Annotated in this window: 25 protein-coding genes and 2 tRNA genes; 9 read left to right on the top strand and 18 right to left on the bottom strand. The window is 71.5% G+C overall.

Annotation, left to right across the window (positions count from 1 at the left end; genetic code table 11):
* The first annotated feature begins 51 nt into the window (after window positions 1-51).
* Window positions 52-375 carry a DMT family transporter gene (locus tag ACGFT2_RS13495; protein WP_393277241.1) on the top strand — a complete coding sequence of 108 codons (324 nt, stop codon included), beginning with the start codon at window positions 52-54 and terminating at the stop codon, window positions 373-375.
* Between the two features lie 181 nt (window positions 376-556).
* Here the strand turns inward: ACGFT2_RS13495 and ACGFT2_RS13490 are convergent, their stop codons facing one another.
* Complete coding sequence (locus ACGFT2_RS13490; RefSeq protein WP_393277238.1) at window positions 557-1,189, bottom strand: TetR/AcrR family transcriptional regulator; 633 nt, start codon at window positions 1,187-1,189, stop codon at window positions 557-559.
* A 380-nt stretch (window positions 1,190-1,569) separates the two neighbouring features.
* Here ACGFT2_RS13490 and hisN point away from each other — a divergent pair, with 380 nt between their 5' ends.
* Both hisN and ACGFT2_RS13480 read left to right on the top strand, forming a co-directional pair.
* Window positions 1,570-2,370, top strand: coding sequence for a histidinol-phosphatase (hisN, locus tag ACGFT2_RS13485; protein ID WP_393277236.1), 801 nt, complete (start codon window positions 1,570-1,572; stop codon window positions 2,368-2,370).
* Between the two features lie 173 nt (window positions 2,371-2,543).
* Window positions 2,544-2,939: a cyclic nucleotide-binding/CBS domain-containing protein gene (locus ACGFT2_RS13480; protein WP_393277232.1), complete on the top strand. Its 396-nt coding sequence runs from the start codon at window positions 2,544-2,546 to the stop codon at window positions 2,937-2,939.
* Window positions 2,940-3,100: 161 nt separating this feature from the next.
* Here ACGFT2_RS13480 and ACGFT2_RS13475 read toward each other — a convergent pair whose 3' ends face one another.
* Window positions 3,101-4,555, bottom strand: a complete 1,455-nt coding sequence (locus ACGFT2_RS13475; protein WP_393277688.1) for a catalase — start codon at window positions 4,553-4,555, stop codon at window positions 3,101-3,103.
* Between the two features lie 145 nt (window positions 4,556-4,700).
* Between ACGFT2_RS13475 and ACGFT2_RS13470 the strand changes: the two genes are divergently transcribed.
* Window positions 4,701-5,117, top strand: coding sequence for a Fur family transcriptional regulator (locus ACGFT2_RS13470; protein ID WP_393277229.1), 417 nt, complete (start codon window positions 4,701-4,703; stop codon window positions 5,115-5,117).
* Window positions 5,118-5,345: 228 nt separating this feature from the next.
* On the opposite strand, the gene ACGFT2_RS13465 is transcribed toward ACGFT2_RS13470, so the two are convergent.
* The 4 genes from ACGFT2_RS13465 to ACGFT2_RS13450 all read right to left on the bottom strand — a co-directional run bounded on the left by ACGFT2_RS13465 (window position 5,346) and on the right by ACGFT2_RS13450 (window position 10,607).
* Window positions 5,346-5,419 (bottom strand) — tRNA-Met (locus tag ACGFT2_RS13465).
* A gap of 91 nt (window positions 5,420-5,510) precedes the next feature.
* Window positions 5,511-7,319, bottom strand: coding sequence for a tetratricopeptide repeat protein (locus ACGFT2_RS13460; RefSeq protein ID WP_393277227.1), 1,809 nt, complete (start codon window positions 7,317-7,319; stop codon window positions 5,511-5,513).
* A gap of 206 nt (window positions 7,320-7,525) precedes the next feature.
* Window positions 7,526-7,599: transfer RNA gene (locus ACGFT2_RS13455), tRNA-Met, on the bottom strand.
* 41 nt (window positions 7,600-7,640) lie between these two features.
* Window positions 7,641-10,607 (bottom strand): UPF0182 family protein, encoded by a 2,967-nt coding sequence (locus ACGFT2_RS13450; RefSeq protein ID WP_393277686.1) that lies wholly within the window; start codon window positions 10,605-10,607, stop codon window positions 7,641-7,643.
* A 163-nt stretch (window positions 10,608-10,770) separates the two neighbouring features.
* Here ACGFT2_RS13450 and ACGFT2_RS13445 point away from each other — a divergent pair, with 163 nt between their 5' ends.
* A complete protein-coding gene (locus ACGFT2_RS13445; protein WP_393277224.1) occupies window positions 10,771-11,313 on the top strand; it encodes a PPA1309 family protein in 543 nt (180 codons plus the stop codon).
* Window positions 11,314-11,381: 68 nt separating this feature from the next.
* Here the strand turns inward: ACGFT2_RS13445 and ACGFT2_RS13440 are convergent, their stop codons facing one another.
* The 4 genes from ACGFT2_RS13440 to ACGFT2_RS13425 form a co-directional block, all read right to left on the bottom strand.
* Entirely contained in the window at window positions 11,382-12,479 is a 1,098-nt protein-coding gene (locus tag ACGFT2_RS13440) for a PDZ domain-containing protein (protein WP_393277221.1), read from the bottom strand.
* A gap of 50 nt (window positions 12,480-12,529) precedes the next feature.
* Window positions 12,530-12,703 (bottom strand): hypothetical protein, encoded by a 174-nt coding sequence (locus ACGFT2_RS13435; RefSeq protein ID WP_393277219.1) that lies wholly within the window; start codon window positions 12,701-12,703, stop codon window positions 12,530-12,532.
* Between the two features lie 266 nt (window positions 12,704-12,969).
* Window positions 12,970-13,431 (bottom strand): molybdenum cofactor biosynthesis protein MoaE, encoded by a 462-nt coding sequence (locus tag ACGFT2_RS13430; RefSeq protein ID WP_393277216.1) that lies wholly within the window; start codon window positions 13,429-13,431, stop codon window positions 12,970-12,972.
* Between the two features lie 199 nt (window positions 13,432-13,630).
* Entirely contained in the window at window positions 13,631-14,743 is a 1,113-nt protein-coding gene (locus ACGFT2_RS13425; protein WP_393277213.1) for an SDR family oxidoreductase, read from the bottom strand.
* A gap of 191 nt (window positions 14,744-14,934) precedes the next feature.
* Here ACGFT2_RS13425 and ACGFT2_RS13420 point away from each other — a divergent pair, with 191 nt between their 5' ends.
* Window positions 14,935-16,422, top strand: a complete 1,488-nt coding sequence (locus tag ACGFT2_RS13420) for a zinc-dependent metalloprotease (protein ID WP_393277210.1) — start codon at window positions 14,935-14,937, stop codon at window positions 16,420-16,422.
* Entirely contained in the window at window positions 16,419-16,934 is a 516-nt protein-coding gene (locus tag ACGFT2_RS13415; RefSeq protein WP_393277208.1) for an NUDIX domain-containing protein, read from the top strand. Before ACGFT2_RS13420 ends, ACGFT2_RS13415 begins: the two co-directional genes overlap by 4 nt.
* A 138-nt stretch (window positions 16,935-17,072) precedes the next feature.
* Here ACGFT2_RS13415 and ACGFT2_RS13410 read toward each other — a convergent pair whose 3' ends face one another.
* The 4 genes from ACGFT2_RS13410 to ACGFT2_RS13395 all read right to left on the bottom strand — a co-directional run bounded on the left by ACGFT2_RS13410 (window position 17,073) and on the right by ACGFT2_RS13395 (window position 21,113).
* Complete coding sequence (locus ACGFT2_RS13410) at window positions 17,073-17,828, bottom strand: AIM24 family protein (RefSeq protein ID WP_393277205.1); 756 nt, start codon at window positions 17,826-17,828, stop codon at window positions 17,073-17,075.
* A gap of 17 nt (window positions 17,829-17,845) precedes the next feature.
* Entirely contained in the window at window positions 17,846-18,526 is a 681-nt protein-coding gene (locus ACGFT2_RS13405; protein WP_393277202.1) for an AIM24 family protein, read from the bottom strand.
* Window positions 18,527-18,537: 11 nt separating this feature from the next.
* On the bottom strand, window positions 18,538-20,196 hold the full coding sequence (locus ACGFT2_RS13400; RefSeq protein ID WP_393277200.1) for a TerD family protein: 1,659 nt from the start codon (window positions 20,194-20,196) through the stop codon (window positions 18,538-18,540).
* 320 nt (window positions 20,197-20,516) lie between these two features.
* Entirely contained in the window at window positions 20,517-21,113 is a 597-nt protein-coding gene (locus tag ACGFT2_RS13395; RefSeq protein WP_393277197.1) for a M48 family metallopeptidase, read from the bottom strand.
* Window positions 21,114-21,416: 303 nt separating this feature from the next.
* On the opposite strand from ACGFT2_RS13395, the gene ACGFT2_RS13390 reads away from it, so the two are divergent.
* Entirely contained in the window at window positions 21,417-22,631 is a 1,215-nt protein-coding gene (locus ACGFT2_RS13390; RefSeq protein WP_393277195.1) for a TOMM precursor leader peptide-binding protein, read from the top strand.
* A complete protein-coding gene (locus ACGFT2_RS13385) occupies window positions 22,624-23,991 on the top strand; it encodes an ABC1 kinase family protein (protein ID WP_393277192.1) in 1,368 nt (455 codons plus the stop codon). The genes ACGFT2_RS13390 and ACGFT2_RS13385 overlap by 8 nt, the downstream gene beginning before the upstream one ends.
* Window positions 23,992-24,148: 157 nt before the next feature.
* Here ACGFT2_RS13385 and ACGFT2_RS13380 read toward each other — a convergent pair whose 3' ends face one another.
* The 4 genes from ACGFT2_RS13380 to ACGFT2_RS13365 all read right to left on the bottom strand — a co-directional run bounded on the left by ACGFT2_RS13380 (window position 24,149) and on the right by ACGFT2_RS13365 (window position 25,681).
* On the bottom strand, window positions 24,149-24,361 hold the full coding sequence (locus tag ACGFT2_RS13380; RefSeq protein ID WP_393277190.1) for a hypothetical protein: 213 nt from the start codon (window positions 24,359-24,361) through the stop codon (window positions 24,149-24,151).
* A gap of 138 nt (window positions 24,362-24,499) precedes the next feature.
* Entirely contained in the window at window positions 24,500-24,823 is a 324-nt protein-coding gene (locus ACGFT2_RS13375) for a hypothetical protein (RefSeq protein WP_393277188.1), read from the bottom strand.
* On the bottom strand, window positions 24,820-25,188 hold the full coding sequence (locus ACGFT2_RS13370) for a WhiB family transcriptional regulator (RefSeq protein ID WP_381657754.1): 369 nt from the start codon (window positions 25,186-25,188) through the stop codon (window positions 24,820-24,822). The genes ACGFT2_RS13375 and ACGFT2_RS13370 overlap by 4 nt, the downstream gene beginning before the upstream one ends.
* 172 nt (window positions 25,189-25,360) lie before the next feature.
* A complete protein-coding gene (locus ACGFT2_RS13365; RefSeq protein WP_393277186.1) occupies window positions 25,361-25,681 on the bottom strand; it encodes a hypothetical protein in 321 nt (106 codons plus the stop codon).
* Window positions 25,682-25,799 lie beyond the last annotated feature (118 nt).

The following is a 25,799-nucleotide window of genomic DNA, read 5'->3' as shown; positions in this document are numbered from 1 at the left end:
AAGTGCATAATCGCACCGAGCCGGAGATCCGGACCAACGGGAGGACAGCACATGGCGTGGCTGCTGGTCATAGTGGCCGGAGTTCTGGAGACCGGTTTCGCCGTGTGCCTGAAGCTCTCGCACGGGTTCACCCGCCTGTGGCCGACGATCGCGTTCGCCTCGTTCGCGCTCGGCAGCTTCGGCCTGCTGACCCTCTCGCTGCGCAAGCTCGACGTCGGCCCCGCCTACGCGGTGTGGACGGGGATCGGCGCGGCCGGCACCGCGATCTACGGCATGGTCTTCCTCGGCGACCTGGTCTCCACCCTGAAGATCATCTCTATCAGCCTGGTCATCGTCGGCGTGATCGGCCTGCAGCTGTCGGGCTCCACTCACTAGGGACGGCGGGACCGGGGCTCTGGAACGAGCAGCCCGGGCCGCAGCAACCCGGGCTGCCGCAGAGCCGCAGCAGCCCGGGCCGCCGGGGCCGCAGCAGGCCGTCGGGGCCGCAACAGAGCCGCGGCAACCCGGGCCGCCGAGCCCGCCGCAGAGTCGCGAGGCGCCGCAGCGGGGTGTTCGGCTACACCGTCTGCCGCGGGAGCACCGCGCGCACCAGCTCCGCCATGCCGCCCTCCCCCGGTGGCGCCGCCACGAAGGACAGGGCGAGTCGGACCACCAGTTCGCACGAGCGGGTCAGCTCGTCGCCGACAGCCGCGGAGACCCCGGGGCCGACCGCGGGGGCGCCCGCACCGGGGCCGGTCAGCGCGGTCACCGCGCGGTCCCGTACGGCCCGCACGATGTCGGGGGGCGCCGGCAGCGGCCCGTCGGCCCGGCGCTGCGCGGGCACGGCGGAGGAGGACGGTACGCCGGCGAGCGGCGGCGCCGGCAGCCGTTCGCTCCAGCAGCCGGTGAGCAGGGCCCGGACCAGCGCGTTGTCCCGGGCCGCGGCGGCCGTCCACTCGGCCGTGGCGGTGAGCCGCTGGGCGGCCTCGGTGGAACTGCCGAGCGCCCGTTCCACCCCGGCGAGATAGCCGTCGGCCTCCCGCCGGACCAGGGCGCGGGCCAGCCCGTCCTTGCCGCCGAACTCGTTGTACAGAGTCTGCCGGGACACCCCTGCCGCCGCGGCCACGTCGACCATCCGCACCGCGGACCACGGCCGGCGCGCAAGGGCCGTACAGGCGGCGTCCAGTAGCGATTCCCGGGCCGCAGGCATCGTCGCCTCCCTGGGGGCGGAGCAACTCTGCGCCCAGATTTGACGCGCTTGTATGCACTGTCAAGGGTTCGCGGTGATACGGGGTCCGCTTCTCGCCGTGCCAGGGGGCTGCGCCGTCGGACCGGCCGCGCCCGGGCCGCGGTGCCCGCGCGCCGCGGCCGGGCCCCGCCCGTTCAGGTCGCGGTCCCCGCACGCCGCGACCCGGACCCGCCGCGTTCAGGTCGCGGTTCCGGCGCGCCGTGGCCCGGACACGCCGGGGCGGGACGCGGTCCCCCGCGCGTCGAGGTACCCGGGGCCGTGCGGCCCCCGGGCACCTCGCCACGCCCGCCCCACCTGCCCCCTGTGGTCCCGTACCGACGGAGACCGATACCGTTCGTGACATGCCGGACTACCTCGACGACCTGCGCCTCGCCCACGTCCTCGCGGACGCCGCCGACGCCACCACCATGGAACGCTTCAAGGCTCTCGACCTGAAGGTGGAGACGAAGCCGGACATGACGCCGGTGAGCGAAGCGGACAAGGCGGCGGAAGAACTGATCCGCGGCCACCTCCAGCGGGCCCGGCCGAGGGACGCGATCCTCGGCGAGGAGTACGGAGTCGAGGGCACCGGCCCCCGCCGCTGGGTGGTCGACCCCATCGACGGCACGAAGAACTACGTACGCGGCGTCCCGGTCTGGGCCACCCTCATCGCCCTGACGGAGGCAGGTGAGGGCGGGTACCAGCCTGTCGTCGGCCTGGTCTCCGCCCCCGCCCTCGGCCGCCGCTGGTGGGCCGTGAAGGACCACGGCGCCTTCAGCGGCCGCAGCCTCACCTCCGCGAGCCGCATCCACGTCTCCCGCGTCGGCGAGATCGCGGACGCCTCCTTCGCGTACTCCTCCCTGTCCGGCTGGGAGGAGCGTGGCCAGCTCGACGGCTTCCTGGACCTGACCCGCCGGGTGTGGCGCACGCGCGCGTACGGCGACTTCTGGCCGTACATGATGGTCGCCGAGGGCTCCGTCGACTTCTGCGCCGAGCCGGAGCTGTCCCTGTGGGACATGGCCGCCAACGCGATCATCGTCAGCGAGGCGGGCGGCACCTTCACCGGCCTGGACGGCCGCCCGGGTCCGCACAGCGGCAACGCCGCCGCGTCGAACGGCCTGCTCCACGAGGAGATGCTGGGGTATCTCGGCCGGCGCGACTGAGCCGCAGGAGCGACCCCGCACGCCCTGAACTGACGTCGCGCGCCCTCTTGTTGACTCGTCCTTTACCTGGCACTCTGGGACCTACCCCCACTTGTGAACTTGTGAACGGCCGCACAGGCGCCTCCGGCGCCGGGCTGCACAGCTTCCGAGACTCCCAGGAGGTGGCCCCACCCATGCTGGTCCGTGACGCCATGAGCACGGTGGTCCTCACCGTCGGCCCCGCCCACACCCTCCGCCAGGCAGCAGCCCTGATGTCAGCGCGCCGCATCGGCGCCGCGGTGGTCCTCGATCCGGATGCCGGCGGCATCGGCATCCTCACCGAGCGTGACATCCTCGATTCCGTCGGGCTGGGCCAGAACCCGGACACGGAACGCACCCAGGCCCACACCACCACCGAGGTCGTCTTCGCCTCGCCGAACTGGACCCTGCGCGAGGCCGCCCGCGCCATGACCCACGGCGGCTTCAGGCATCTGATCGTCCTCGACGGCGGCGAGGTGGCCGGCATCGTCTCGGTCCGCGACATCATCCGCTGCTGGGCCCCGGCACCCGAACCCGCACCCGTGCCCTGAACACCAAGGCGCCGGATCGCGGCGTCCGAGCCCGCACCGGTGCCCTGAGCACACGGGTGCGGACCCCGCCGGCCGAGCCCGCACGCGCCCTCGACGCACGGAGCGGGCCGGACCCCGGAGCACCGTGGGGTCCGGCCCGCCCGGCCGCGGAGGCGGCCGGCTCAGCCGCGCAGCGCCCGCACCGCCTCCTCCAGCCGCTTGCCGAAGTCGGCGTCGGCGTTGCGGAAGTTGGCGATCGCGCGCTCCGCGATGTCCTCGCGCGAGACCTGCGAGATCGCGCCGGCGAGGTTGCCGATCAGGCGCTCCCGCTCCTCCTGCGACATCAGCCGGTAGAGGTCGCCCGCCTGCACGAAGTCGTCGTCCTCGGCGTGCGCGGGCGCCGGGTGGTCGCCGGTCCCGGCGGTGAAGCCGTCGAACGGCTGCCACAGCGGGCGGCCGGTCTGCTGCGGCCCGCCGAAGCTGTTCGGCTCGTAGTTCTTCGCGGCGCCGTGGCGGCCGTCGTAGAGGTGACCGTCGCGCGAGTTCGTACGCGCCTCGGTGGCGTGCGGGCGGTTCACCGGCAGGTGGTCGGCGTTGACGCCGACGCGGTAGCGGTGGGCGTCGCCGTAGGCGAAGAGCCGGCCCTGCAGCATCTTGTCGGGTGACGGGCCGATGCCGGGCACGAAGTGCGCCGGGGAGAAGATCGACTGCTCGACCTCGGCGAAGACGTTGCGCGGGTTGCGGTTCAGCTCCAGCTTTCCGATCTCGACGACCGGGTAGTCCGCGTGCGGCCACACCTTGGTCAGGTCGAACGGGTTGAAGCGGTATGCCGCCGCGTCCACGGCCGGCATGATCTGCACGCCCACGGTCCAGCTCGGGAACTCGCCGCGCTCGATCGCCTGGCGCAGGTCGCGCTGGTGGGAATCGGGATCCCGGCCCGCGAGCAGCTCGGCCTCCTGCGCGGTGAGGTTCTTGATCCCCTGGTCGGTCTTGAAGTGGTACTTGACCCAGAAGACCTCGCCGTCCGCGTTGTTCCACTGGAAGGTGTGCGAGCCGAAACCGTCCATGTGCCGGTACGACGCCGGGATGCCCCGGTCACCGAAGAGCCAGGTCACCTGATGCGTGGACTCGGGCGACAGACCCCAGAAGTCCCAGACGTTGTCCGCTTCCTGGCTACCCGTGTACGGGTCACGCTTCTGGGTGTGGATGAAGTCCGGGAACTTGATCGCGTCCCGGACGAAGAAGACCGGGGTGTTGTTTCCGACGAGGTCGTAGTTGCCCTCCTCGGTGTAGAACTTCAGCGAGAAGCCGCGCGGGTCACGGACGGCGTCGGCCGCACCGAGGTTGCCCGCCACGGTCGAGAAGCGCAGGAAGACCTCGGTCTCCTTGCCGATCCCGGAGAGGAACGCGGCGCGCGTGTACCTCGTGACGTCGGCCGTCACCGTGAAGGTGCCGTAGGCGCCCGCGCCCCGGGCGTGCACCACGCGCTCCGGGATGCGCTCCCGGTTGAAGTGGGCCAGCTTCTCCAGGAGCAGCTGGTCCTGGACGAGAACGGGGCCACCGACGCCTGCGGTCTCGCTGTTCTGATTGTCGGCGACCGGGGCACCGGCCTCCGTGGTGAGCGGTCCCTGCGTCACGTGCTCCTCCTGCGTCAATGCCGACTGGTCCTGTCCCATGGCCAAAGCCATGCTCGATCCTACAATAGACTTTGTCTAAGTCCAATATCGATCTAATCTCACACCAGTTCCCAACCTGGTCTTGCCTGCTGTTAGGCTGGTGGTCATGAGCGACCTTCTGGAACGGCTGCGTGGACGCGGATGGCGGATGACCGCGCAGCGACGCGTGGTGGCCGAGGTCCTGAACGGCGAGCACGTCCATCTGACGGCCGACGAGGTCCACGCACGGGCCGTCGTGAAGCTGCCGGAGATCTCCCGGGCGACCGTCTACAACACGCTGGGCGAGCTGGTCTCCCTCGGCGAGGTGCTGGAAGTCACGACGGACAAGCGCGCCAAGCGGTACGACCCGAACGCGCACCAGCCGCACCATCACCTGGTCTGCGCCGGGTGCGGCTCGATCCGTGACGTCCACCCGACGGGCAATCCGCTCGCCGACCTTCCCGACACCGAGCGCTTCGGCTTCACGGTGTCGGACGTCGAGGTGACGTACCGCGGGCTCTGCCCGAACTGCGCGAGCGCGTAACCCCTACCCGCTTCCCTGGAGCCCCGGCGTCCGCCGGGGCTCTTCGTGTGTCCGCGCGGGACCGGAGGGGTGGCGGGCCGGTCATGTGCGCGCGCAACGACCGACGCGCGCGAACACGGAGGGCGTGAAAGGCCGAAGCACGAAAACCCGAGGGCACGAAAAAAACCGAGGGCACGAAAAAAACCGAGGGCCGGAATCCGTTTCCGGATTCCGGCCCTCGGGCTTCAGTAGCGGGGACAGGATTTGAACCTGCGACCTCTGGGTTATGAGCCCAGCGAGCTACCGAGCTGCTCCACCCCGCGTCGGTGAATACGACATTACGCGAGGGGATCGCGCAGAAGCAAATCCATGGGGGCCGAGGTGGCCGGGGTCACGTCCGGCCGTCGGCGCAGGTCACGCCGACAGCTCCTCGCGCAGCGCGTCCCGGAGCCGCCCGGCTCGTTCGGTCACCTCGGCCGGGCCCAGGGCGACCGCCCTGTCGGCCCACTTCTGCCCTTCGGCCAGCTCACCGCGACGCGCGTAGACCAGGGCCAGCCGCAGCGCCGCCCGGCCGTGCCCGGCGTCAGCGGCCCGCGTCCACCACACGGCGGCCTCCGGCTCGCTTCCCTCGCGCGCCAGTAGCAGGCCGAGGTTGAAGGCGCCGTTGCGCGAACCTGCCTCGGCGGCCGTTCGGTACCACCGCGCGGCCTCCACGACGTCGCCCCGGGCGGCGGCCAGCATGCCCACCCGCACCTGCGCCCGCCGGTGCCCCTGGGTCGCCGCCCGCTCGTACCACTCCTCGCACTCGGTCTTCTCGTGGACGACCTCACCCAGCTCGTGCTCGGGCTGCGGCGGCCGGCGCGCGTCGAGCAGGGTGGCCAGCCGGTATGCCGCCTCCGCGCTTCCGCCGCCGGCGGCACACCGCAGGTGCCGTTCGGCGTCCCGTTCGTCGCCCTCGCGCAGCCGCGCGATGCCGACCTGAAGCGCGGCCTCGGTGTGCCCGGCGGCGGCCGCCCGCTCGTACCACCGCAGCGCCTCCTCCTCGCCGCGGCCCGCGTACAGGATGCCGAGGTTGAACGCGGCGTCCACGCTGCCGGCCTCGGCCGCCTTGGAGAACCACGGCTCGGCCCCGGACGTGTCGCCGCCCTGGAGCAGCAGGATGGCCAGCGCGTTGGCCGCCTCCCGGTGCCCCGCGTAGGCGGCCCGCCGGTACCACTGCTCGGCCTGCGTGGTCCGCCCCTGCTCGGCGCAGAGCAGCCCGAGGTTGTAGGCGCCGTTGTCGTCACCGGCGTCCAGCGCGGCCCGGTACCAGCGCTCGGCCGTCTGCGTCTCGCCGCGCTCTGCGTGCAGCGCGCCGAGCGCGTTGGCCGCGTTGCCGTCGCCGTCCTGGGCCGCGCGCAGCCACCACACGGCCGCGCTCTCGGTGTCCCCGGCGTCCCGCAGCAGGAAGCCGAGGGCGCAGGCGGCGCGCGCCTCGCCGTCCTTGGCCGAGGTCAGGTACCAGCGCCCGGCCTCCTTCAGTTCGCCGCGCTTCTCCAGGATCGCCCCGAGCTGCAGGGCGGCCCGCCGGTGCCCCCGGGCGGCGGCCTGCCGGTACCACTGCTCGGCCTCTTCGACAGCGTTGTCGGTGCCGCTCTCGCCCTCGGGGCCGGGGCCGTGGTCGAGCGCGCGCGCCAGCCGGTAGGCGGCCTCCCGGTGCCCGCGCTCGGCCGCGGCCCGCATCCAGTGCTCGGCGCCGGCGTCCGCGCGGTGCTCCAGCAGGTCGGCCAGCGCGTAGGCGCCGAGGGCGTGGCCCTGCTCGGCGGACTGGCGCAGCCAGTACTCGGCGGCCGGCTCGTCCCCTCGCTCGCGGTGGTGGCGGCCCAGCGCGTGCGCCGCGGCGGCGGAGCCGGCGACGGCGGCGATCCGCCACCAGCCGGCCGCCTCCTCGGGGTAGCCGCGCTGGTGCAGCAGGACGCCCAGGTTGTTGGCCGCGGCCCGGTCACCCTCCGCGGTGGCGGCGCGCAAATGGGGCTCGGCCCCGTCGAGGTCGCCGCGGCGCAGCAGCATGGCACCGAGGACGCTGGACGCCTCGGCGTCGCCGCTCTGGGCGGCGAGCGCGAGGCGCGTCTCCTCGGCGGTTTCCCCCATGTCCACCATTTCGTCGCGGGCCGGCTCCGTACCGGAAGGCTGCACAAATCGCCTTGACCCGAACAGAGCTGCCTTGTCCCCCATAACGTCCATCGTCGCACCACCTGCAACCTGGGTACACCCGGTATACCGCAGCCCGTGAGGTCACTTCAGCGTTTTGTCGACATGCCCACAGGGAGACAAGTCAAACACAGGACGGCCAACTCCCCACGGCGGCGCGGCCGTCCATCTCCCGCAGCACATGAGTTCGCACACCACGAAGGCCCGGATCCTTGTTGGATCCGGGCCTTCGACTTCAGTAGCGGGGACAGGATTTGAACCTGCGACCTCTGGGTTATGAGCCCAGCGAGCTACCGAGCTGCTCCACCCCGCGCCGTTGTGCTGTAACCGTACCACGGTTCGGGGGGCGCTTGATCAACTGTCGCTGCCACCGCCGGACGCCGCCTTGTCGGCGGCATTGCCGGCGTTCTCGTCGGCCTTCTTGTCGGTGCTCTTGTCGGCGTTCTTGTCGCCGCCGGTCTTGCTCTGCGCGTCCCGGGCCCGCTCGAGCGCGTCCCGGAGGTCCTTCTGCGCCTCGGCGTAGGCGGACCAGTCCGGGCCGTCCAGCTGCTGCAATGCCTTCTGACCGGCCTCGAAGGCCTTCTGGGCGTCGTCCAGCGCCTGCCGGACCGTCGGATTGACCGATGACGGCGGCGGGTTGGTGGTGCCCGTGTCAGGGGGTGTGGTGGCCGGCCCCTGCTCGCCGAAGACCTTGTCGAGCGCCTCGCCGAGCGTGTTCTCGAACGCGGTCCTGCCCTCGTAGGTGACCAACACCTTGCGCAGCAACGGGTACTTGAGTCCGCCACCGCGTACGTAGACCGGCTCCACATAGAGCAGTCCGCCGTCCAGTGGCACCGTCAGCAGGTTGCCGTACTCGACCTCCGAATCACCGCCCTTGAGGAGCTTGATCGCGGCGGCGATGTCCTGTTCGGAGTTGAACTGGCTCTGGATCTGTTTCGGTCCGTCTACGGTCGTACTGGTCGGCAGTTTCAGGATTCTGATCTTGCCGTAGTCACTGCTGCCCGCCTCCGCGTCCACCGACATGAACGCGGCCAGGTTGTAACGTCCGTTGGGCGTGAACGTCGTCGAGAGCGAGAACGCCTGCTCGGCCTGGTCGGGCATCTTCATGCTCAGGTAGTACGGCGGCACCGCGTTGCCCGACTTGTTGGTCGGGTCGTCCGGCACCTGCCACACCCCGCTGCCGGTGAGGAACGTCTGCGCGTCCGTCACGTGGTAGCGGGTGAGCAGCTCGCGCTGGACCTTGAACAGATCCTGCGGGTAACGCAGATGGTCCATCAGGTCCGGGGAGATGGAACTCTTCGGCTGCACCGTGCCGGGGAAGGCCTTCATCCAGGTCTTCAGCACCGGGTCCTTGGTGTCCCACTCGAAGAGCTTGACGTCGCCGCTGTACGCGTCGACGGTCGCCTTCACCGAGTTGCGGATGTAGTTCACCTGGTTCTGCTGGGCCACCACCGCACGGGAGTTGTTCGTCGCGGTCAGCGAGTCGGCCGTCGTGTCACCGAGGGTCGTGCGGGAGGCGTACGGGTAGCCGTTGGTGGTCGTGTACGCGTCGACGATCCACTGGATACGGTGGTTCACCACAGCCGGGTAGGCGTCACCGTCGATGGTCAGCCAGGGGGCGACCGCCTCCACGCGCTCCTTGGGCGTGCGGTTGTACAGGATCCGCGATCCCTTGCCGATCGCGCCCGAGTACAGGATCTGCGGCTCGTTGAACGCCACCGCGTACGCGGCCCGGTTGACCGGGTTGTCGAGGTTGACCCCGCTCCTGCCCTGGTAGCTGGTGGTCTTGTCACCGTTGTCGTCGGAGTAGTCGATCTCCTTCTGCGGACCGCCGACGATGGAGTAGGTGGTGGTCTTCTCGCCGTAGTAGATCCGCTGCTGGTACGAGCCGAGGTCGCCCTTGGACGGCAGGTCGTACTCGGTGAAGACCGGCTCACCGTTGGCGTTGGCCTCGGTGCCCTTGGCGGCGACCGCGCCGTAGCCGTGCGTGTAGCGGAAGTGGTCGTTGATCCAGTTGTTCTTCGGGACGCCGTCCAGGTTCAGCTCGCGCAGGCCGAGGACGGTGTCCTGGTCCTTGCCGTCCTTGGTCGGGTACCGGTCGACGTCGAGGTTGGTCGGGAACCCGTAGTAGTTCTTCATCTGCTGAAGCTGCTGGAACGTCGGCGAGACGATGTTCGGGTCCATGATGCGGATGCCGGCCGCGTCGTTCACGTCGTCGCGGAGCTTGGTCTTGTCCGTGGCGGTGGACTTGCCCGGGTACTCGGTGACCTTGGTGTCGTCGATGCCGTAGGCCTCGCGGGTCGCCGTGAGGTTCTTCTGGACGTACGGCGCTTCCTTGGCCTGCTCGTTGGGCTGGACCTGGAACTTCTGCACGATCGCCGGGTACAGGCCGCCGATCAGGATCGCCGAGAGGACCATCAGGCCGAAGCCGATGACCGGCAGCTGCCAGGTGCGCCGCCACAGCGTGGCGAAGAACAGCAGCGCGCAGATGACGGCGATGCAGAACAGGATGGTCTTCGCCGGCAGGTAGGCGTTGGCGTCGACGTACCGCAGGCCCGTCCAGTTGTCGGTCGCCTTGAAGTCGCTCGACTTGACGGCCAGGCCGTACCGGTCGAGCCAGTAGGCGACCGCCTTCAGCGCCACGAAGATGCCGAGGAGCACCGACAGATGCCCGGTCGCGGCGGCCGTGGCGCGCGCGCCCGGGCTGGTGACCCGCAGCCCGCCGTACAGGTAGTGCGTGAGCGCTGCGGCGATCAGGCTCAGGATGGCCGCGGCGAAGCCGAAGCCCAGCAGGAAGCGGTACCAGGGCAGATCGAAGGCGTAGAAGGAGACGTCGAGGTGGAACTGCGGGTCCTTCTGGTGGAAGGGCACGCCGTTGACCCACATCAGCCAGGTCCGCCACTGGCCGGACGCCGAGGCGCCGGCGATCAGCCCCACGAGGGCGGTCACGGCGAGCAGCAGCCACTTCTTGTACGGCGCGATACCCATCCGGTACCGGTCGAGGCTCTGCTGCTCCATGGACATGGCGCTCAGCGGGGGCCGCAGCCGGTGCGCGAGCCAGATGTTGACGCCGACGGCGACCGCCATGAGCAGACCGAAGACGCAGAACAGCCCGATCTTGGTCCACAGTGTGGTGGTGAACACGGACGAGTAGTGCACCGACCGGTACCACAGCCAGTCCGTCCAGAAGCCCGCGAACATGGTGAACGCCATGCCGAGGACGGCCAGGACGCCCAGTGTCACGAGCAGGGTCCGGACGCGCCGGGACGGGCGGCCCGCTCTGATCCGCGGTCCCGTCGAGCCTCCGCCGCGGTCCGGCATCTGGAAAGCCAAGGTGCGCACCTCGATGTCGCTGTCGATCCGTCAGGCCCTCGTGTTCGCGGGCCCCCCGTGGCCCGCCGTGATCGCGGGCCCACACCTATGCAACTTACTCACGGTTTACTCGGTTCCCGATTCCGGCCGGGAACGAGGCAGGATTGTGACCATGTCCAACACTCCCATGGCAGCGAGCCCGCTCACCCGGGCCGTACTCGAGATCGACGAGTACGCCTCCGGCCTCGGCTGGGACCAGCCCGCCCGCCTCTTCGCCCTTGTCGACACCGCACGGCTGCGGGTTCAGGAACCCTCGCTCGCGGCCCAGCTGGGCCTCGGGGAAGAGTCCGAGACCGCCGGTCTCACCCCGATCGAGCAGGACGAGATCCCGTCCGGCAAGCCGCTGGACGAGTTCCTCGGCACCATCGCCTGGCCCGACGCCGTGGTCGGGTGCGCGCTCACCGTGGAGCGCATGATGCTGCCGCCGTCGGCCGAGGCGCAGGTCCCGCAGGGCCTGAGCGAGGCGAAGCTGACCAAGTGGGTGGCCGAGCACCCCGAGCGTCAGGAGGTCCGCATGACGGTCGCGGTGCTGCGTGACGGCGGCCGCGAGTCGGCGCTGCGGCTGCGCGAGAAGGACTCCTCCACGGAGGTCCTGACCGGGCCCGCCCTGGTGCCGGGCCTCGCGGAGGCACTGGCCGCCACGTTCGCGGACTGAGGCCTCTGCGGGTACGGCGATGGGGGCGCCCGGGATCCACGGGCGCCCCCAGCCGTGTCTCGGACCGCTCAGCCCTTGGCGGCGCACTCGGGCAGGGCCGCGGTGTTCCCGCTGCGGATGTCCTTCAGGGCGTCCAGCGCGTCGCGGATCGTCTTGACCTTGACCAGGGTGAGCCCGCTGGGGGTGTCCTTGGCCGCCGCCGCGCAGTTCGCGGCCGGCGTGAGGAAGTACTGGGCGCCCTTGTCGCGCGCGCCGACCGTCTTCATCTCGATGCCGCCGATCGGCCCGACGGTGCCCTCGTCGTCGATGGTCCCCGTGCCCGCGACGAACTTGCCGCCGGTGAGGTCGCCCGGGGTGAGCTTGTCGTAGATGCCGAGGGCGAACATCAGACCGGCGCTGGGCCCGCCGACGTCGGCGAGCTTGATGTCGATGGTGAACGGAAAGGTGTGGTCGGTCCCGGCGGAGATCCCGACGATGGCCCGCTTGGCGCCGCTGTCGGCCGACGTGACGGTCGTGATCTTCACGTCCCGGGTACCGGTGGCCGTCCTGTTCGCCTTCTCGGCGGCCGCCTGCTCCTTGGCGGGGACGACGGTGAAGACGACGTCCTGCCCCGCCTCGTGCTTGGTCACCAGCTTGGCCACGTCGGTCGGCTGCTTGACCGCCGTGCCGTCCACGGCCTTGATCACGTCACCGGCGTGCAGCTTGCCCTCCGCCGGGGAATCCTTGACGACGGTGGAGACGATCACCCACGACTTCACCGGGACGCCCAGCTCCTTCAGGGCGGCGACCTTGGCGCTCTCCTGGGACTGGCTGAACTCCTCGGCGTTCTCCTGAGTGGACTGCTGCTCCGTCTTGCCGTCCGGGTAGAGCGTGTCGTGCGGCACGATCTTGCTGTCGTGCGCCAGCCAGCCGTAGACCGCCTCCACCAGGTTCATCCGGAAGTCCGCGCTGGTCACCCGGACGGTCGTCATGTTCAGGTGGCCGTCCGCCGGGTAGGTCTTGTGCCCGGAGATCTGCAGCACCGGCTCGCCGTCGTGCTCCGCCAGCGTGTTCACGGTGGGGCCCGGAGACATCTCCGAATACGGCACGGGGATGAGTACCCCGGCGCACAGGAGCGCGATCAGCATCAGGGTGGAGGCGAGCATCGTCGCGGTGCGGCGTGGCATGCCAAGACAGTACGGGACGCCTCTGTCAGCGCACCGTCAGGGCGCCGGGATCACGCGCCGCGCGCACCGGAGTCGGTCTTCTCCATGGCCGCACGGAAGCGGGCGTACCCGTCCAGCTCCGGGCCGTCACCGCGCACCCTGCGGGTCCGGTTGGCCCAACCGCCCCACAGCCCGGCCGCTATCGCGGCCACCAGCGGAATCAGCAACCAGGCGAGCGCCGCCATGCCGACCTCCCAACCCCATGAGCGTCCGCAACTGACTGATCAGCAGATTAACCAGCCGCACTGACAACGCTCACGCGAGGGGTCCGGTTACGCAACCGGAGGGGCCGGTGTGCACTATGTGACCCTTTTGCCCGAATTTGCTCGACGGCCCCGCTCGCCGGGCTCAGCTCTGCTCGCCGGGGGCCAGGTCTGCTCGGGGCCGGCACTACTCGGGGCCGGCATTACTCGGGTCAGCTCTGCTCGGGGCCAGCTCTCCCCGCCGTGGGTCAACAGGCGCCGACCCACTCCTCCGTGCCGTCGGAGAACTTCTGGTGCTTCCAGATGGGCACCTCGTGCTTGAGGTCGTCGATCAGCTTCCGGCAGGCCGCGAAGGCCTCGGCCCGGTGCGGACAGGCGACGGCGACCACCACGGCGAGATCCCCGACCCGCAGGTCCCCGATCCGGTGGACGGCGGCCAGCGCGCGCACCGGGTGATCCGCGACGACCTTCTCGGCGATCCGGCGGATCTCGGCCTCGGCGCTGGGATGGCAGGAATAGCCGAGCCCGTCCACGTCGGCGCCCCCGTCGTGGTTCCGCACGGTGCCCACGAACAGCGCGATGCCCCCGGCCGCCGCGTCCCCGACCGCCTGGAACACCTCGTCCACGGAGAGCGCGGTCTCCCGGATGCCGATCAGCTTGATGGGATCCTGAGCCGCCTGCTCACCGGGGTGCTCGTTCGCGTGTGCCATACCCCCATCGTGCCGCACGCCTGCGACGCCGGGGAATACGAGATTCACCAGGCACGCGCGCGGGCGCGCTTGGAGCCTCCTACAGCACCCCCCGGCCGGCCGGTCCGCCGCCGGGCCCGCACGGCGGAGCCCCTGGCAGGGGTCCACGGGGTGCGGCTCGGGGTGCGGCTCGGCGGGATCCCAGGGGCGAAGCCCTGCGTCACACGCGCCGGCGAGCCTTCCGGGCCCGCCGTACGACAGCCGCCGCGCCCAGCAGTGCCACCGTCGCCCCCGCCGCCCCCGCGGCGGTCGCGTCCTTGCGCCCGAGCCGCCGGCCGGCCACCGTGTGCCGCCCGGAGACCTCCTCCAGCAGCTCCGCGAGCACCTCCTCGTTGGTCCACTTCGGACGCCACCCGGCGTCGTGCAGCCGGCTCCCGCTGACCACCCAGGGGTACATCGTGTAGGCGAGATCCCCCGCCGGGGACGGAGTGAGCCCGATCCGGTGCAGCCGCGCCGCCGCGCCGAGCGCCACCGCGGACGGCAGCTCCATCCGCCGGGTCCCGCTCAGCTCCTCGACCTCCTCCTGCTCCAGCCACCCGTCGCAGCCGACGGCCAGCTCCCCGTCGACCTTCTCGAGGACGGCGTACTCCAGAGCGCTGCAGAGATCCTCGACGTGGCAGAACTGCCACGCGGGCCGCGACCCGGCCACCACCAGCAGCCGGGGCGACTCGAAGTACCGGGTCAGTGCCGTGTCCGTGCCCCCGACCAGGACGGCCGGCCGCACGACGGTGACGTTCAGTCCCGGGTGGGCCCGCGGCGCCCGCCGGGCCAGCCGCTCGATCTCCAGCAGGTCCCCGACGCCCGTGGCCTCGGCCGTCGCCCGCAGCTCGGCGTCCTCCGACAGGGGCAGCTCGTTGTCCGGCAGGGCCCCGTAGACCATCGCCGAGGTGCACAGCACCACCCGGTGCACGCCGGCCGCCGCCGCTGCCGTCAGCACGGTCTGGGTTCCCCGGACGTTGTACGCCGTGCGGGCCGCCGCATCGCTCTCGAGATCGAGATCGAGCGCGAGGTGCACGACCACGTCCGCGCCCCGCAGCTTGTCCGCGATCGCCGGGTCGCGCACGTCGAGGATGTGCCACTGGGCGTCGGCGCACTCCCCGCGCCGCTCGTCGATGGCGATGACCTGCTTGATCTCCTCGGAAGCGGCGAGCCGCCCGGTGAGCAGGGCGCCGATACCGCCGGCGGCGCCGGTGACCGCGACGACGGGCCCGCGCAGGGCGGGAGGGGTTGAGGGGTTTCGCGCTGCGCGAACCTGTGGATCTGGGGAACTCACCGGGCGTCTCCAGCGGTTGTCTTCAGTACGAGCGCGTGTGACGCGTGCGTACCAGGTGTATCCATCCTGCCGCAGGCCTTCCGTGGGCGAAGCACCGAGCCCCGATCGGGTCCGGGTGTCTACGCTGGGTGGTGACGTCGGGCAGCCGCGCCGCCGGAGAGAACCGGTGGCCTTACCAGCCGAGGAATCCCGTGAGTGACACCCCATTCGGATTCGGCCTTCCGCCGGAGGAGCCGGAAGACGGCGACGAGGGCAAGAAGAAGGACCAGCAGAGCGGCGGTGAGCAGGGACCGGCCAATCCTTTCGGTTTCGGCGGCATGCCCGGAGCCGGAGGCTTTGGCGGCCCCGGCGCCGACAATCCGTTCGCAGCCATGTTCGGTTCCCTGAACCCAACGGACCTGGGCGCCGCGTTCCAGCAGCTGGGCCAGATGCTCTCCTACGAGGGCGGCCCGGTGAACTGGGACATGGCCAAGCAGATCGCCCGCCAGACGGTCGCCCAGGGCGCGCCGGACGGCACGAAGGACGCGAGCGTCGGCCCGGCCGAACGCAGGGCGGTCGAGGAGGCCGTCCGCCTGGCCGACCTGTGGCTGGACGACGCCACGTCCCTGCCGTCGGGCTCCGCGTCCGCGGTGGCCTGGTCCCGCGCGGAGTGGGTCGAGGCGACCCTGCCCGCGTGGCAGGAGCTGGTCGACCCGGTCGCCGAGCGGGTCGGCGCGGCCATGGGCGATGTCCTGCCGGAGGAGATGCAGGCCATGGCGGGCCCGCTGATCGGCATGATGCGCTCGATGGGCGGTGCCATGTTCGGCACGCAGATCGGGCAGGCCGTCGGGGTGCTCGCGGGCGAGGTCGTCGGCTCCACGGACGTCGGCCTGCCGCTGGGCCCGGCGGGCAAGGCCGCGCTGCTCCCGGCCAACGCCGAGGCCTTCGGCAAGGACCTCGGTGTCCCGCAGGAGGAGGTGCGGCTCTATCTGGCCCTGCGCGAGGCCGCGCACCAGCGCCTCTTCGCGCACGTGCCGTGGCTGCGCTCGCACCTGTTCGGCGCGGTCGAGGGTTACGCGCGCGGGATCAAGGTCGACACGGCCAAGCTGGAGGACGTGGTCGGCCAGTTCGACCCGCAGAACCCCGAGCAGTTGCAGGACGCCCTCCAGCAGGGCATGTTCCAGCCCGAGGACACGCCCGAGCAGAAGGCCGCGCTGGCCCGGCTCGAGACCGCCCTGGCGCTCGTCGAGGGCTGGGTGGACGCGGTGGTCCACGCGGCCGCGAAGCCGCGTCTGTCGTCCGCCGACGCCCTGCGCGAGACCCTGCGCCGTCGCCGCGCGACCGGCGGCCCGGCGGAGCAGACGTTCGCCACGCTGATCGGGCTGGAGCTGCGTCCCCGCCGGCTGCGCGACGCCTCCCGCCTGTGGGCCTCGCTCACGGACGCGCGCGGGGTCGACGGCCGGGACGCGCTGTGGCACCACCCGGACATGCTGCCGACCGCGAGCGACCTGGACGACCCGGACGGCTTCGTGCACCGCGAGCAGCTGGACTTCTCCGAGCTGGACAGGATGCTCGGCGAGGCCGCGGGCGGATCAGGGTCCGGCTCCGGCACCGGCACGGATTCCGGTGCCGGTTCCGAGGGCAGGCCCGACCTGCGCAAGAGGGACGACGGCGAGACAGAGGGCGACGACGCCGAGTGAGCCTGCACGACGACGCGGCCCTCGTCCTGAAGGAGTACGAGGGCCAGGAGGAGCTGCGCCAGGCCTACCTGAGCCATCTGGAGGCACACCCGGACGGCATGTGGAAGGCCTGCGCGGACGGTCACGTAACGGCGAGTGCCCTGGTGATCGATCCGGCGCGGGGCCGAGTGCTGCTCACCCTGCACAGGAAGCTGCGGATGTGGCTGCAGATGGGCGGCCACTGCGAGCCGGCCGACGCCACGCTGGCGGCGGCCGCGCTGCGCGAGGCGACGGAGGAGTCGGGCGTCGTGGGGCTGACCCTGCTGCCCGGTGGGCCGGTGCGCCTGGACCGCCATCGCACGCCGTGCGCCTGGCACCTCGACGTCCAGTACGCGGCGCTCGCCCCGGCCGGTGCCGTCGAGGCGATCAGCGACGAGTCCCTCGACCTGCGCTGGTTCGCCTACGACGAGGTGGCGGACGTGGCGGACGAGTCGGTCGTACGTCTGCTGGAAGCGACCCGCGCCCGGCTCTGAACGGCCTGCAGGCCCCCGGGGCAGGCACGGAAGCCACCGGGCGCAGGGGGCGGCCGGCTGAGGGGCGGCCGTCTGAGGGGCGAACGCGTGAGGGGCGAACGCCTCGGCGGTCGCCCCTCACGTCTGCTGTGCGGACGGTCAGCTCCAGACGTTGCCCTGGTTCTGTCCGCGCGCGCCCTGCTGCCCCATGCCGAACTGGGCGGCGAGGCCCTGCCCGACCTGCGCGTTCTGCGGCGGCAGCAGTTCGCTGGGCTGGACGAGCGCGAAACCCGAGCCCATGAAGCTCAGCTCCCAGCCCTCACCCGTGTTGCCGCGCCTGCGCCAGACACCGGAGGAGTGCGTCTGGGCCTGCATCTGCACGCGCAGCCCGGTGGACCAGGCGACGATCGCGTCCGCGTCGCAGTTGACGTACTTGTCGGGTGTGACCGGCATCAGCAGCGGCGCGCCCGAGGTCATCAGGGCGACCTTGCCGCGTCCGGTGATGTTCAGCTGGTACTTCCCGGAGCCGGAGATGCCGTAGAGGCTGTCGACGGCGACGACCTCGTGGTGCAGCGAGGAGTCCATGGCGAGGACGTAGGAGCTGTCGACGGTCAGCCCGTCCTGCTCGACGTCCATGACGTGCACGTGCTGCGCGAGGTTGGCGAGGTAGACCGTGCCCTGGCCGTGGCAGCGCATCAGGTCCAGGCCCTCGCCGGTGTACGCACGCGCGCGTGACTGGTTGTTGCTGCGGTACTCGGCGTCGAACTCGACCAGGCCCTGGTAGGCGACCATGGTGCCCTTGCGGGCGAGGATGTCGTCGTGACCCTCGAGGGTCACGCGGAGCATCTGCTTGTTCTGCAGGCTCCAGCGCTCCTGGGTCTGCAGGTCGTTGTGCGCGAAAAGCGGGCTCTGCATGGTGTTCTGGCTCCCCCTCAGCCCCGGACCCGGAGGCGGTCGGTGCTGTCCTCACTGGGCTGGACGACGACGATGCCCTGGCCGGAGAAGGCCATCTGGTAGGCCTCGCCGCTGCCCCGGCCGATCAGCGACTGTGCCTTGAAGCTGCGCTTGCCCTTCACCTTCAGGTTCGGGGACCAGGCGACGAGCGCGTCCGGGTCGACGTAGGTCTCGTCCTCGCCGCCACCGCAGTCCACGACGATCGGCTTGCCCCGGGAGGTCAGCGCGACCCAGCCCTGGCCGGAGATCTTCGTGTTCCACAGGCCCTGCCCGGCGAACTTCGCCAGGCCCTTGACCCGCTCCACACCCCAGCTGAGGTGGGCGTCGAAGGCGAGCAGGTTGGTGGCGTTGACGGAGATGCCGTCGCCGTTGAGGTTGATCACGACGACGTCGGCGCCGTAGTCGGCGAGGTAGAGCAGGCCGTCGCCGGAGCACTTCATCAGGGGCGCGCCCTCGCCGGTGATCCAGTCGCGGGCGATCTGGCGGACGGCCGGCGGGTTGGGCTCGTACTGGACGAAGCCCTCGTAGGCGACCATCGACCCCACGCGTGCGAGGAGGTCGCTCCCGGTCTGCATGGCGACCTTCAGCATGTGGTTGCCGTGGTTCTCCATGCGCGCGGTGACGGGTGCGGGGGCGTAGCCCGCGAGCGGCTGGTTCATGACGGGCTCCCTCAGACCTCGTACGGCTGGACGACGATGAAGTTGCCGGGTGCGCCCCGGAACTGGAGGTTGACGCTCTCCCCGGTGTCGCCCGGATAGGCGTTGCGGCGCATGCGGACCTGGCTGGAGACGATCACCTGGGAGGCCGCCGACCAGGCCACGACCGCGTTGCAGTCGGCGAAGGTGGTCGGCGTGACCGGCAGGACCACGGGCGTGCCGTGCGTCTTGACGACGATCGTGCCGGTGCCCTGGAACTGCATGGTGAACAGCGCACCGCCGGGAATGCCGTGGCCCTCGACGCGGCGGACCTCGTACTGCAGGCTCTCGTCGAAGGCGAGGACGCTCTCGGCGGAGACGCAGATGGCGTCGCCCTGCAGCTCGACCGGGTGCAGGTGGGCGGAGTTCTCGGCGAGGAACACCTGGCCCTGGCCCGTGCAGCGCATCAGCTGCATCTCCTGGCCGGTGGCGTTGCCGACGATCCGCCCGGCGAACCCGGCGCCCTTGTAGCCGAAGTCCACCTTGCCCTGGTAGAGCACCATGCTGCCCTGCCGGGCCAGCACGGGCTGCCCGCCGATGCCGAGGTCGACGCGGACGAGCTTCTTGTTCTGCTGGGTCCAGCGCTGCCCGGTCGGCGTCTCCTTGAACGCCTGGAGCGCGGCCGTCACTCCGGCACCGCCCTGCGGCGCGCCCTGCGGCACACCGTAGGGGGCGGCCTGCTGACCGGGTACCTGGCCGTAGCCCGGGGGCATGGGCGCGGTGGGCGGCCCGCCGTAGCCGGGCGGCTGCTGACCGTACCCCGGAGGCATCGGCGCGCTCGCCCCGCCGCCGTACGACGGCTGCTGGGGCGGCTGACCGTAGGGCGCCGGGGGCGGGGGCGGGACGTTGCCGCCGGACGGGGTGAGGGGGGCGATGATCGTCGGTGCGGCGTGCACGTTCGGCGCGGGAGCCGGGGGCGGTGTGTGGCCGGGCGGCGGCGCGAAACCCTGCGGGGCGGGCTGCGGTGCGGGTGCCGGAGCGGGCTGCGGCGCCGGGGCCGGAGCGGCGGGGGCGCCGAACGCGGGCGCAGCGGCGGCCTGGGCGGGCGGTGCGAAACCGGGTGCGGCGCCGGACTGCGGCTGCTGCGGAGCGGCGGGCGCCTCCTCCTCCAGCACCTCGCCGCCGAAGTTCTTCAGCAGCGCGTCCAGACCGCCGTCGAAGCCCTGCCCGACCGCGGCGAACCGCCAGCCGTCCTTGAAGTAGAAGTCACCGAGCATCACGGCCCGCTCGGTGGAGAACTCCGAGCCGTTGAACGAGTACCGGGCGACCTCCTCGCCACCCGCCACGATGCGCAGATGGCCGGGGGCGACCTGGGACATCTGGCCGGCGCCGTCGATGGTCGCCGTGAAGGAGAGCTTGCGGATCTGCGGCGGGATCCGGTCGAGCGTGATCCGGAAGGACTCCGTGTCGCCCGCCTGGGCACCCAGCAGCTGGATGGACTCCTCCGGGGACTTCGGCTGGTTGAAGAAGACGAAGTACCGGTCGTCCGACAGGCGCTCGTCCGCGTCCAGACCGAAGCAGCTGATGTCGAAGGTCAGTCCGGGGCCGGCGATCTGCACGCCTACGTACAGATCCGTGCCCGCCGTGAGGTCACTGATCCTGGCCTTGTGGCCGCGTTGGAATTCCCTGGCCATGCGTTACGACCGTCCCCCATCCCGAATGTGAGTGCGTCGCGCCAGGCTAACGGCAACGGCCGACATCGGCCCCGATCGGGCCCGGTCGGTACAGACCCGGTACACAACCGCACCCACCCGCGCACACGCGGGCGCCCGCGTGGAAGCTTATGCGCGGGCGCGGGCGCGGGCCGACGGCTCACGCGCGGACGCCGGCTAGTGGCTCGGGCACGGGCGGCCGACTGCTCACGCGCGGACGCCGGCCAGTGGCTCGGACACGGGCGGCCGACAACCGTGGCGCGGTCGGCGCATGGTTCAGGCGCGGGTGCCGGCCGGGGTGCTCACTCGCCACGCGCGCCCGGCGCGTGCGGCAGCCGTTCGGCCGCGACCACGCCCTCGAGGTAGCCGCGGGCGCGCTCCGTGCGTGGGTAGGACTCCAGCAGCCGCCAGAAGTCGGGACCGTGCCCGGGGACGAGCAGATGCGCCAGCTCGTGGCAGAGCACGTAGTCGACCACGTACTCCGGCATGCCCTGCAGACGGTGCGAGAGCCGGATGCTGCCCTCGGCCGGCGTGCACGATCCCCAGCGGGTGTTCTGGTTGGTGACCCAACGCACCGAGACGGGCCGGGCCCGGCCGCCGAAGTACTGGGCCGACAACCGCTCGGCGCGCTCGGCCAGCTCGGCGTCGCCCAGCAGCCGCTTGCTCTCCTGGGCGGCGAGTTTGTCGAGCATGACGGTCACCCAGCGCTGCTCCTCCGCCTTCGACATCCGGGCGGGGATGAGCACGACGGTGCGATCGCCCTCGCGGTACGCGGAGACCGTCCGGCGGCGCCGGGCACTCCTGCGGACCTCGATCGCGCTCGCCCTGGAGCCGCCGGGCGGCTGGCTCGTCGTGCTGCGCTGTGGCTTTCCGGCGCGGTGCAGTGGGTCGGCGGGCACGCCCCGACGTTACCCGCTGGGCACCGGCAAGTCCCGGCTGCGGGACGCTTCGATGCCGATCCCCCACCATGCGTTTGATTCGTACGACCGATCACAATGCCCGCTTTGCCGATTTTCATCCGGTCACTTGTCCGCATGATGGCGATTGATTTATACGACGAACACCCCCAGCCTGTGGATAACCTTCCGCACTCGACGCCCGGGGCGGGCATGCTGGCGGTCGTGGGCGGAGCGTGACCGGTTCCGTCGGTCGATGGTGTTCACGGACGTTCTGGGATGTTTCAACGGATACAGGGGCCAGTCATGCATCCGATGGTGAAGCCGGCGCTGCGGCGCGGCTGGCGTGATCTCGACACCGTGCAGTTCGGTATGACGCCGGCGCACGCGCTGACACTCGGACCGGTGGACGCGGCGACGGGCGGCTTCCTGGACCTGCTCAACGGCACCCGCGGGCTTCCGCTGCTGCGCGAGGAGGCCCGCCGCATGGCCCTGCCGGACGGCCATGCCGACGCGCTGGTGGGACGGCTGGGCCGCGCGGGCCTCCTCGACGACGCACGAGGCGGCGGACCGGCCGCGACCGTCCTGCGGGAGAAGGAGGACGTCCTTCGGCGGCTGCGCCCCGACCTCGCGTCACTGAGCCTGACCACCGGCGAACCGGGCGGCGCGCTCGCCCGGCTCGCCGCCCGCCGAGCCCTGCGGGTGCAGGTGCGCGGCGCCGGGCGGGTCGGCGCCGTGCTGGCGTCGGTGCTGTCGGCTGCCGGTGTCGGCGAGGTCGACGTGACGGACGAGGGCCGTGTGGAGCCCTGGGACGTGGCGCCGGGCGGGCTGCCCGCCGAGTCCCTCGGCGATCGCCGGGAGACGGCGGCGCGGGCCGCCGTCCGCCGCGCGGCCCCGGACAGCGCGCCGCGCCGCCGGCGCTCCCCCGGCTCCGGCACCCCGGACCCCGGCTTCTCCTTGGTGATTCTCGCGCCCCGGGACGACGTGGCCGTGCACGCACCGGATCCACTCCCCGCCGAGCCGCTCATGACGTCCGGCACACCCCACCTGTTCGCCGGGGTCGTGGAGGCCACCGGCGTGGTCGGCCCGCTCGTCCTGCCCGGCGAGACGGGCTGCGCCCGCTGTCTGCACGAGGACCGCACGGACCGGGACCCGGCCTGGCCCCGGCTGCTCTCCCAGTGGCGGTCCGGTCGCGCCCGCCCGGTCGGGGCCTGCGATCTGACACTGGCCACGGCGGTCGCCGGACTCGCCGCGGCGCACGCCCTGGCATTCCTCGACGGCGAGTCGCCAACAGGTGCCGGGGTCCGCTGGGAGCTGTCCCTACCCGGCCTGAACTGGGCTTCCCGACCGGTCCGGCCACATCCGGCATGCGGATGCGGCGCTGCGGAGAGAGGTAAGGGGAGGCACTCCGCAATCGGCGGCCACCGGCGCGCGACAATGGCGGTGCAACGGCCGTCGGCGCACCGACGACGCGAGGCAGGAGCGGCGCGGCCGACTGGGACCTGGAGGGCGCATGTCTGATCTTCCCCGGAAGGCGGTCACCCGTACCGCCAAGCTCGCCGCGCTCCCGCTCGGCTTCGCCGGCCGGGCCACGTGGGGGCTGGGCAAGCGGATCGTGGGTGAGTCGGCGGAGATCGTCGGCCGGGAGCTGCAACAGCGCACGGCGGAGCAACTGTTCAAGGTGCTCGGAGAGCTGAAGGGCGGCGCGATGAAGTTCGGGCAGGCCCTGTCCGTCTTCGAGTCGGCGCTGCCCGAGGAGGTCGCCGGCCCCTACCGGGCGGCACTGACCAAGCTCCAGGAGGCGGCACCGCCGATGCCGACCCGGACGGTGCACGCGGTCCTCGCGGAGCGGCTGGGGCCGGACTGGCGCGACCTCTTCGAGGAGTTCGAGGACAAGCCGGCGGCCGCGGCCTCCATCGGCCAGGTGCACCGGGCGGTGTGGCACGACGGCCGGGAGGTGGCCGTCAAGGTGCAGTACCCGGGTGCCGGTGAGGCCCTGCTGTCCGACCTCGGTCAGCTGAGCCGCTTCGCGCGGCTGCTCGGTCCGCTGATCCCGGGCATGGACATCAAGCCGCTCATCGCGGAGCTGCGGGACCGCGTCTCCGAGGAGCTGGACTACGGGCTGGAGGCCCAGGCCCAGAGCGCGCACGCGGAGGAGTTCGCGGACGACCCGGACGTGGTCGTCCCGGCGGTGGTGCACCAGTGCGAGCAGGTCCTGGTCACCGAGTGGATCGACGGCATCCCGCTGTCGGAGATCATCAACGACGGCACCCAGGAGCAGCGCGACCGGGCCGGCCAGCTGCTCGCCCGGTTCCTGTTCTCGGGCCCGGCCCGCACCGGACTGCTGCACGCCGACCCGCATCCGGGTAACTTCCGTCTGCTGCCCGGCGGCCCGGCCGGCGAGGAGGACTGGCGTCTGGGCGTCCTCGACTTCGGCACGGTCGACCGGCTCCCCGGAGGTCTGCCCCGGCCGATCGGTGTCTCGCTGCGGCTGACGCTGGACGGCGACGCCGAGTCGGTCTACGAACTCCTCTGCGAGGAGGGGTTCGTGAAGGAGTCCATAGAGCTGCATCCGGACGCCGTCCTGGACTACCTGCTGCCGATCATCGAGCCGGCCCGGGTCGAGGCGTTCACCTTCACCCGATCGTGGATGCGCGGCCAGGCCGCCCGTATCGCCGACCCGCGCTCCCCCGCCTATCAGCTGGGCAAGCGGCTCAACCTGCCGCCGGCCTATCTGCTGATCCACCGGGTCACGCTCAGTACGATCGGGGTGCTGTGCCAGCTGGGCGCCACGGTGCGGATGCGCGACGAACTCCAGGAGTGGCTGCCCGGCTTCCGCTCCGAAGCCGATCCGGCGGAGGAGGAGGCGGCGGGCGCGTGACGTGAGCGGCGGCGCCCCGCTGCGGCGGCGCGTGAGGCGGGCGCCCCGATGTCGGCGGCGCGTGAGCGGCGGGCGCCCCGATGTCGGCGGGATTCGGGGCCGGGCGGCAGTCCCGTCTCGCCGTCGCCGGCGTGGCCGTCGTTTGGCAGGCGGGTGCTCACCACCAGGAAGGGTCCAGCCGGCCCTCGATCGCCCGCAGGTTCTCCCTGGAGCAGTTCTCGCAGAAGTAGCGCCGGACGCCGTCCTCCACGGAGCAGGTCCAGGTGACCGGCTGGGGGTCGTCGGCGGGGGTGCCGCAGCGGGCGCAGAAAACACGACGGGGCTCCGCGGTGGAGCCGCCCTGATCACTGCCCCCGGGAAGACTCGTCACGCCGCGACGATAACCCCGCGGCCGTTGGATCGCCGTACGCAACGCACCGCGGGGGCCGGTCCGTTCGGCCGGACCGGCCCCCGCGAGGAAGTCTTCGCCTCCCTGGACCGGGAGGCCACCGCTTCTGTGGTGTGAGGGTTACTGCATGACGGCCATGGCGAGCGCGCGGCGGGCGCGCATCGAGGCGCGCTCGGCCCGGCGCTGCATCCGCTGGGCGACCGCCAGGCGCATGGCCCGGCGCTCGTCCGCGGCGTCACGGAGTTGCTCGTGCATATGCGCACGAGCCAGGGCTTCTTGCATGAGTTGCATTTCTCGGTTCCTGTCCTGGCGCGCTTCGGTCGCGCCGGTGGTGGTGAATTCCGGGATCGCGGAGCCTGCGGGCTCGCTGGTGGACGGCTTCATCGGGGCCTGCTTCTGGGGGTCGTGCGTGACGGGGCGATCGATCGTTCCTGCGGTGTTCATGCGGTGACCGGGTTCTTCCGCGGGCGACCACGCGGCCGCTTCCGGGCGACGACGACACCCTGGACGAAGAGCTCGCCTCCCCAGACGCCCCAGGGCTCACGTCGCTCCTTGGCGCCGGCGAGGCAGGCCTCCATCAGCGGGCAGGTGCGGCAGAGGGACTTGGCGTACTCCACGTCCGCGGGCGACTCGGCGAAGAAGACCTCCGGGTCGTAGGAGCGGCACGGGACGGGTACGCCGAGGTTCTCGATGGCGTCGTCGAGCGCGGTGAGCGCGGTGAGGGGGGTCAAGGTGGAGTCCTCCGTGAGACCGGGCGGGGGGAGCGTTTGTGAAGGCGGTACGGACGGGGCGTGCGCTTCGAGTTGCACGGTTCGGTTTCCTCGTCTGGTCGGTCCGGCCGGTTGACCGGTGGCGGCTTAGTACCGGGTTCGTTTCCTGTCCCGAGGCCCCTTCGCTCCGCTGCCCCGTTCGGGGCAAACAGAAGGGCCGCGGATCCCGGGTGGGGTTCCGCGGCCCTGAAGGCGCCGGCCTGATCGGCGATCAGGCTGGATCACTCCAGGGTTCTGGCCCACGGAAGGCCCACATCAGGTGGTGCTGCGTCGTCTGCTTCCGGAATCCGGCACCGGCCGCCGCAAAGGCATAGGCATGAGCCTGTGCCGCTACCGCTTCCAGTGCCTTGGTCGGTCGCTCATTGCGCTCGCGGACGGGAAGGCCCGCAAGGGACGCGGAGGACGCCGGACGGACGGCACGAATGCCGGACAGACCGGTGCCCTTGTTCGAGGCGCCGAGCATGCACGTGGAGACGGCCGAGCGATCGGTCAGTTTGGCCGCGCTGATGGTGCTGAAGTTGATGCTGATCACTGGACTCGCCTCCTCTCGGCGTCTCAGGGGCTGGGATGAACCAGCCCACTCGGGTATGCAAGTACAACACGAAGCTGCGGTCTTCGAGAAGGCCGCTGCTTCCGTGCCTAGAACCTAT

The sequence above is a fragment of the Streptomyces sp. NPDC048514 genome, assembly GCF_043199955.1.
Lineage (GTDB): Bacteria > Actinomycetota > Actinomycetes > Streptomycetales > Streptomycetaceae > Streptomyces.
Note: the sequence above shows the minus strand (reverse complement) of the source record. Positions and strands in the feature narration are given on the sequence as shown.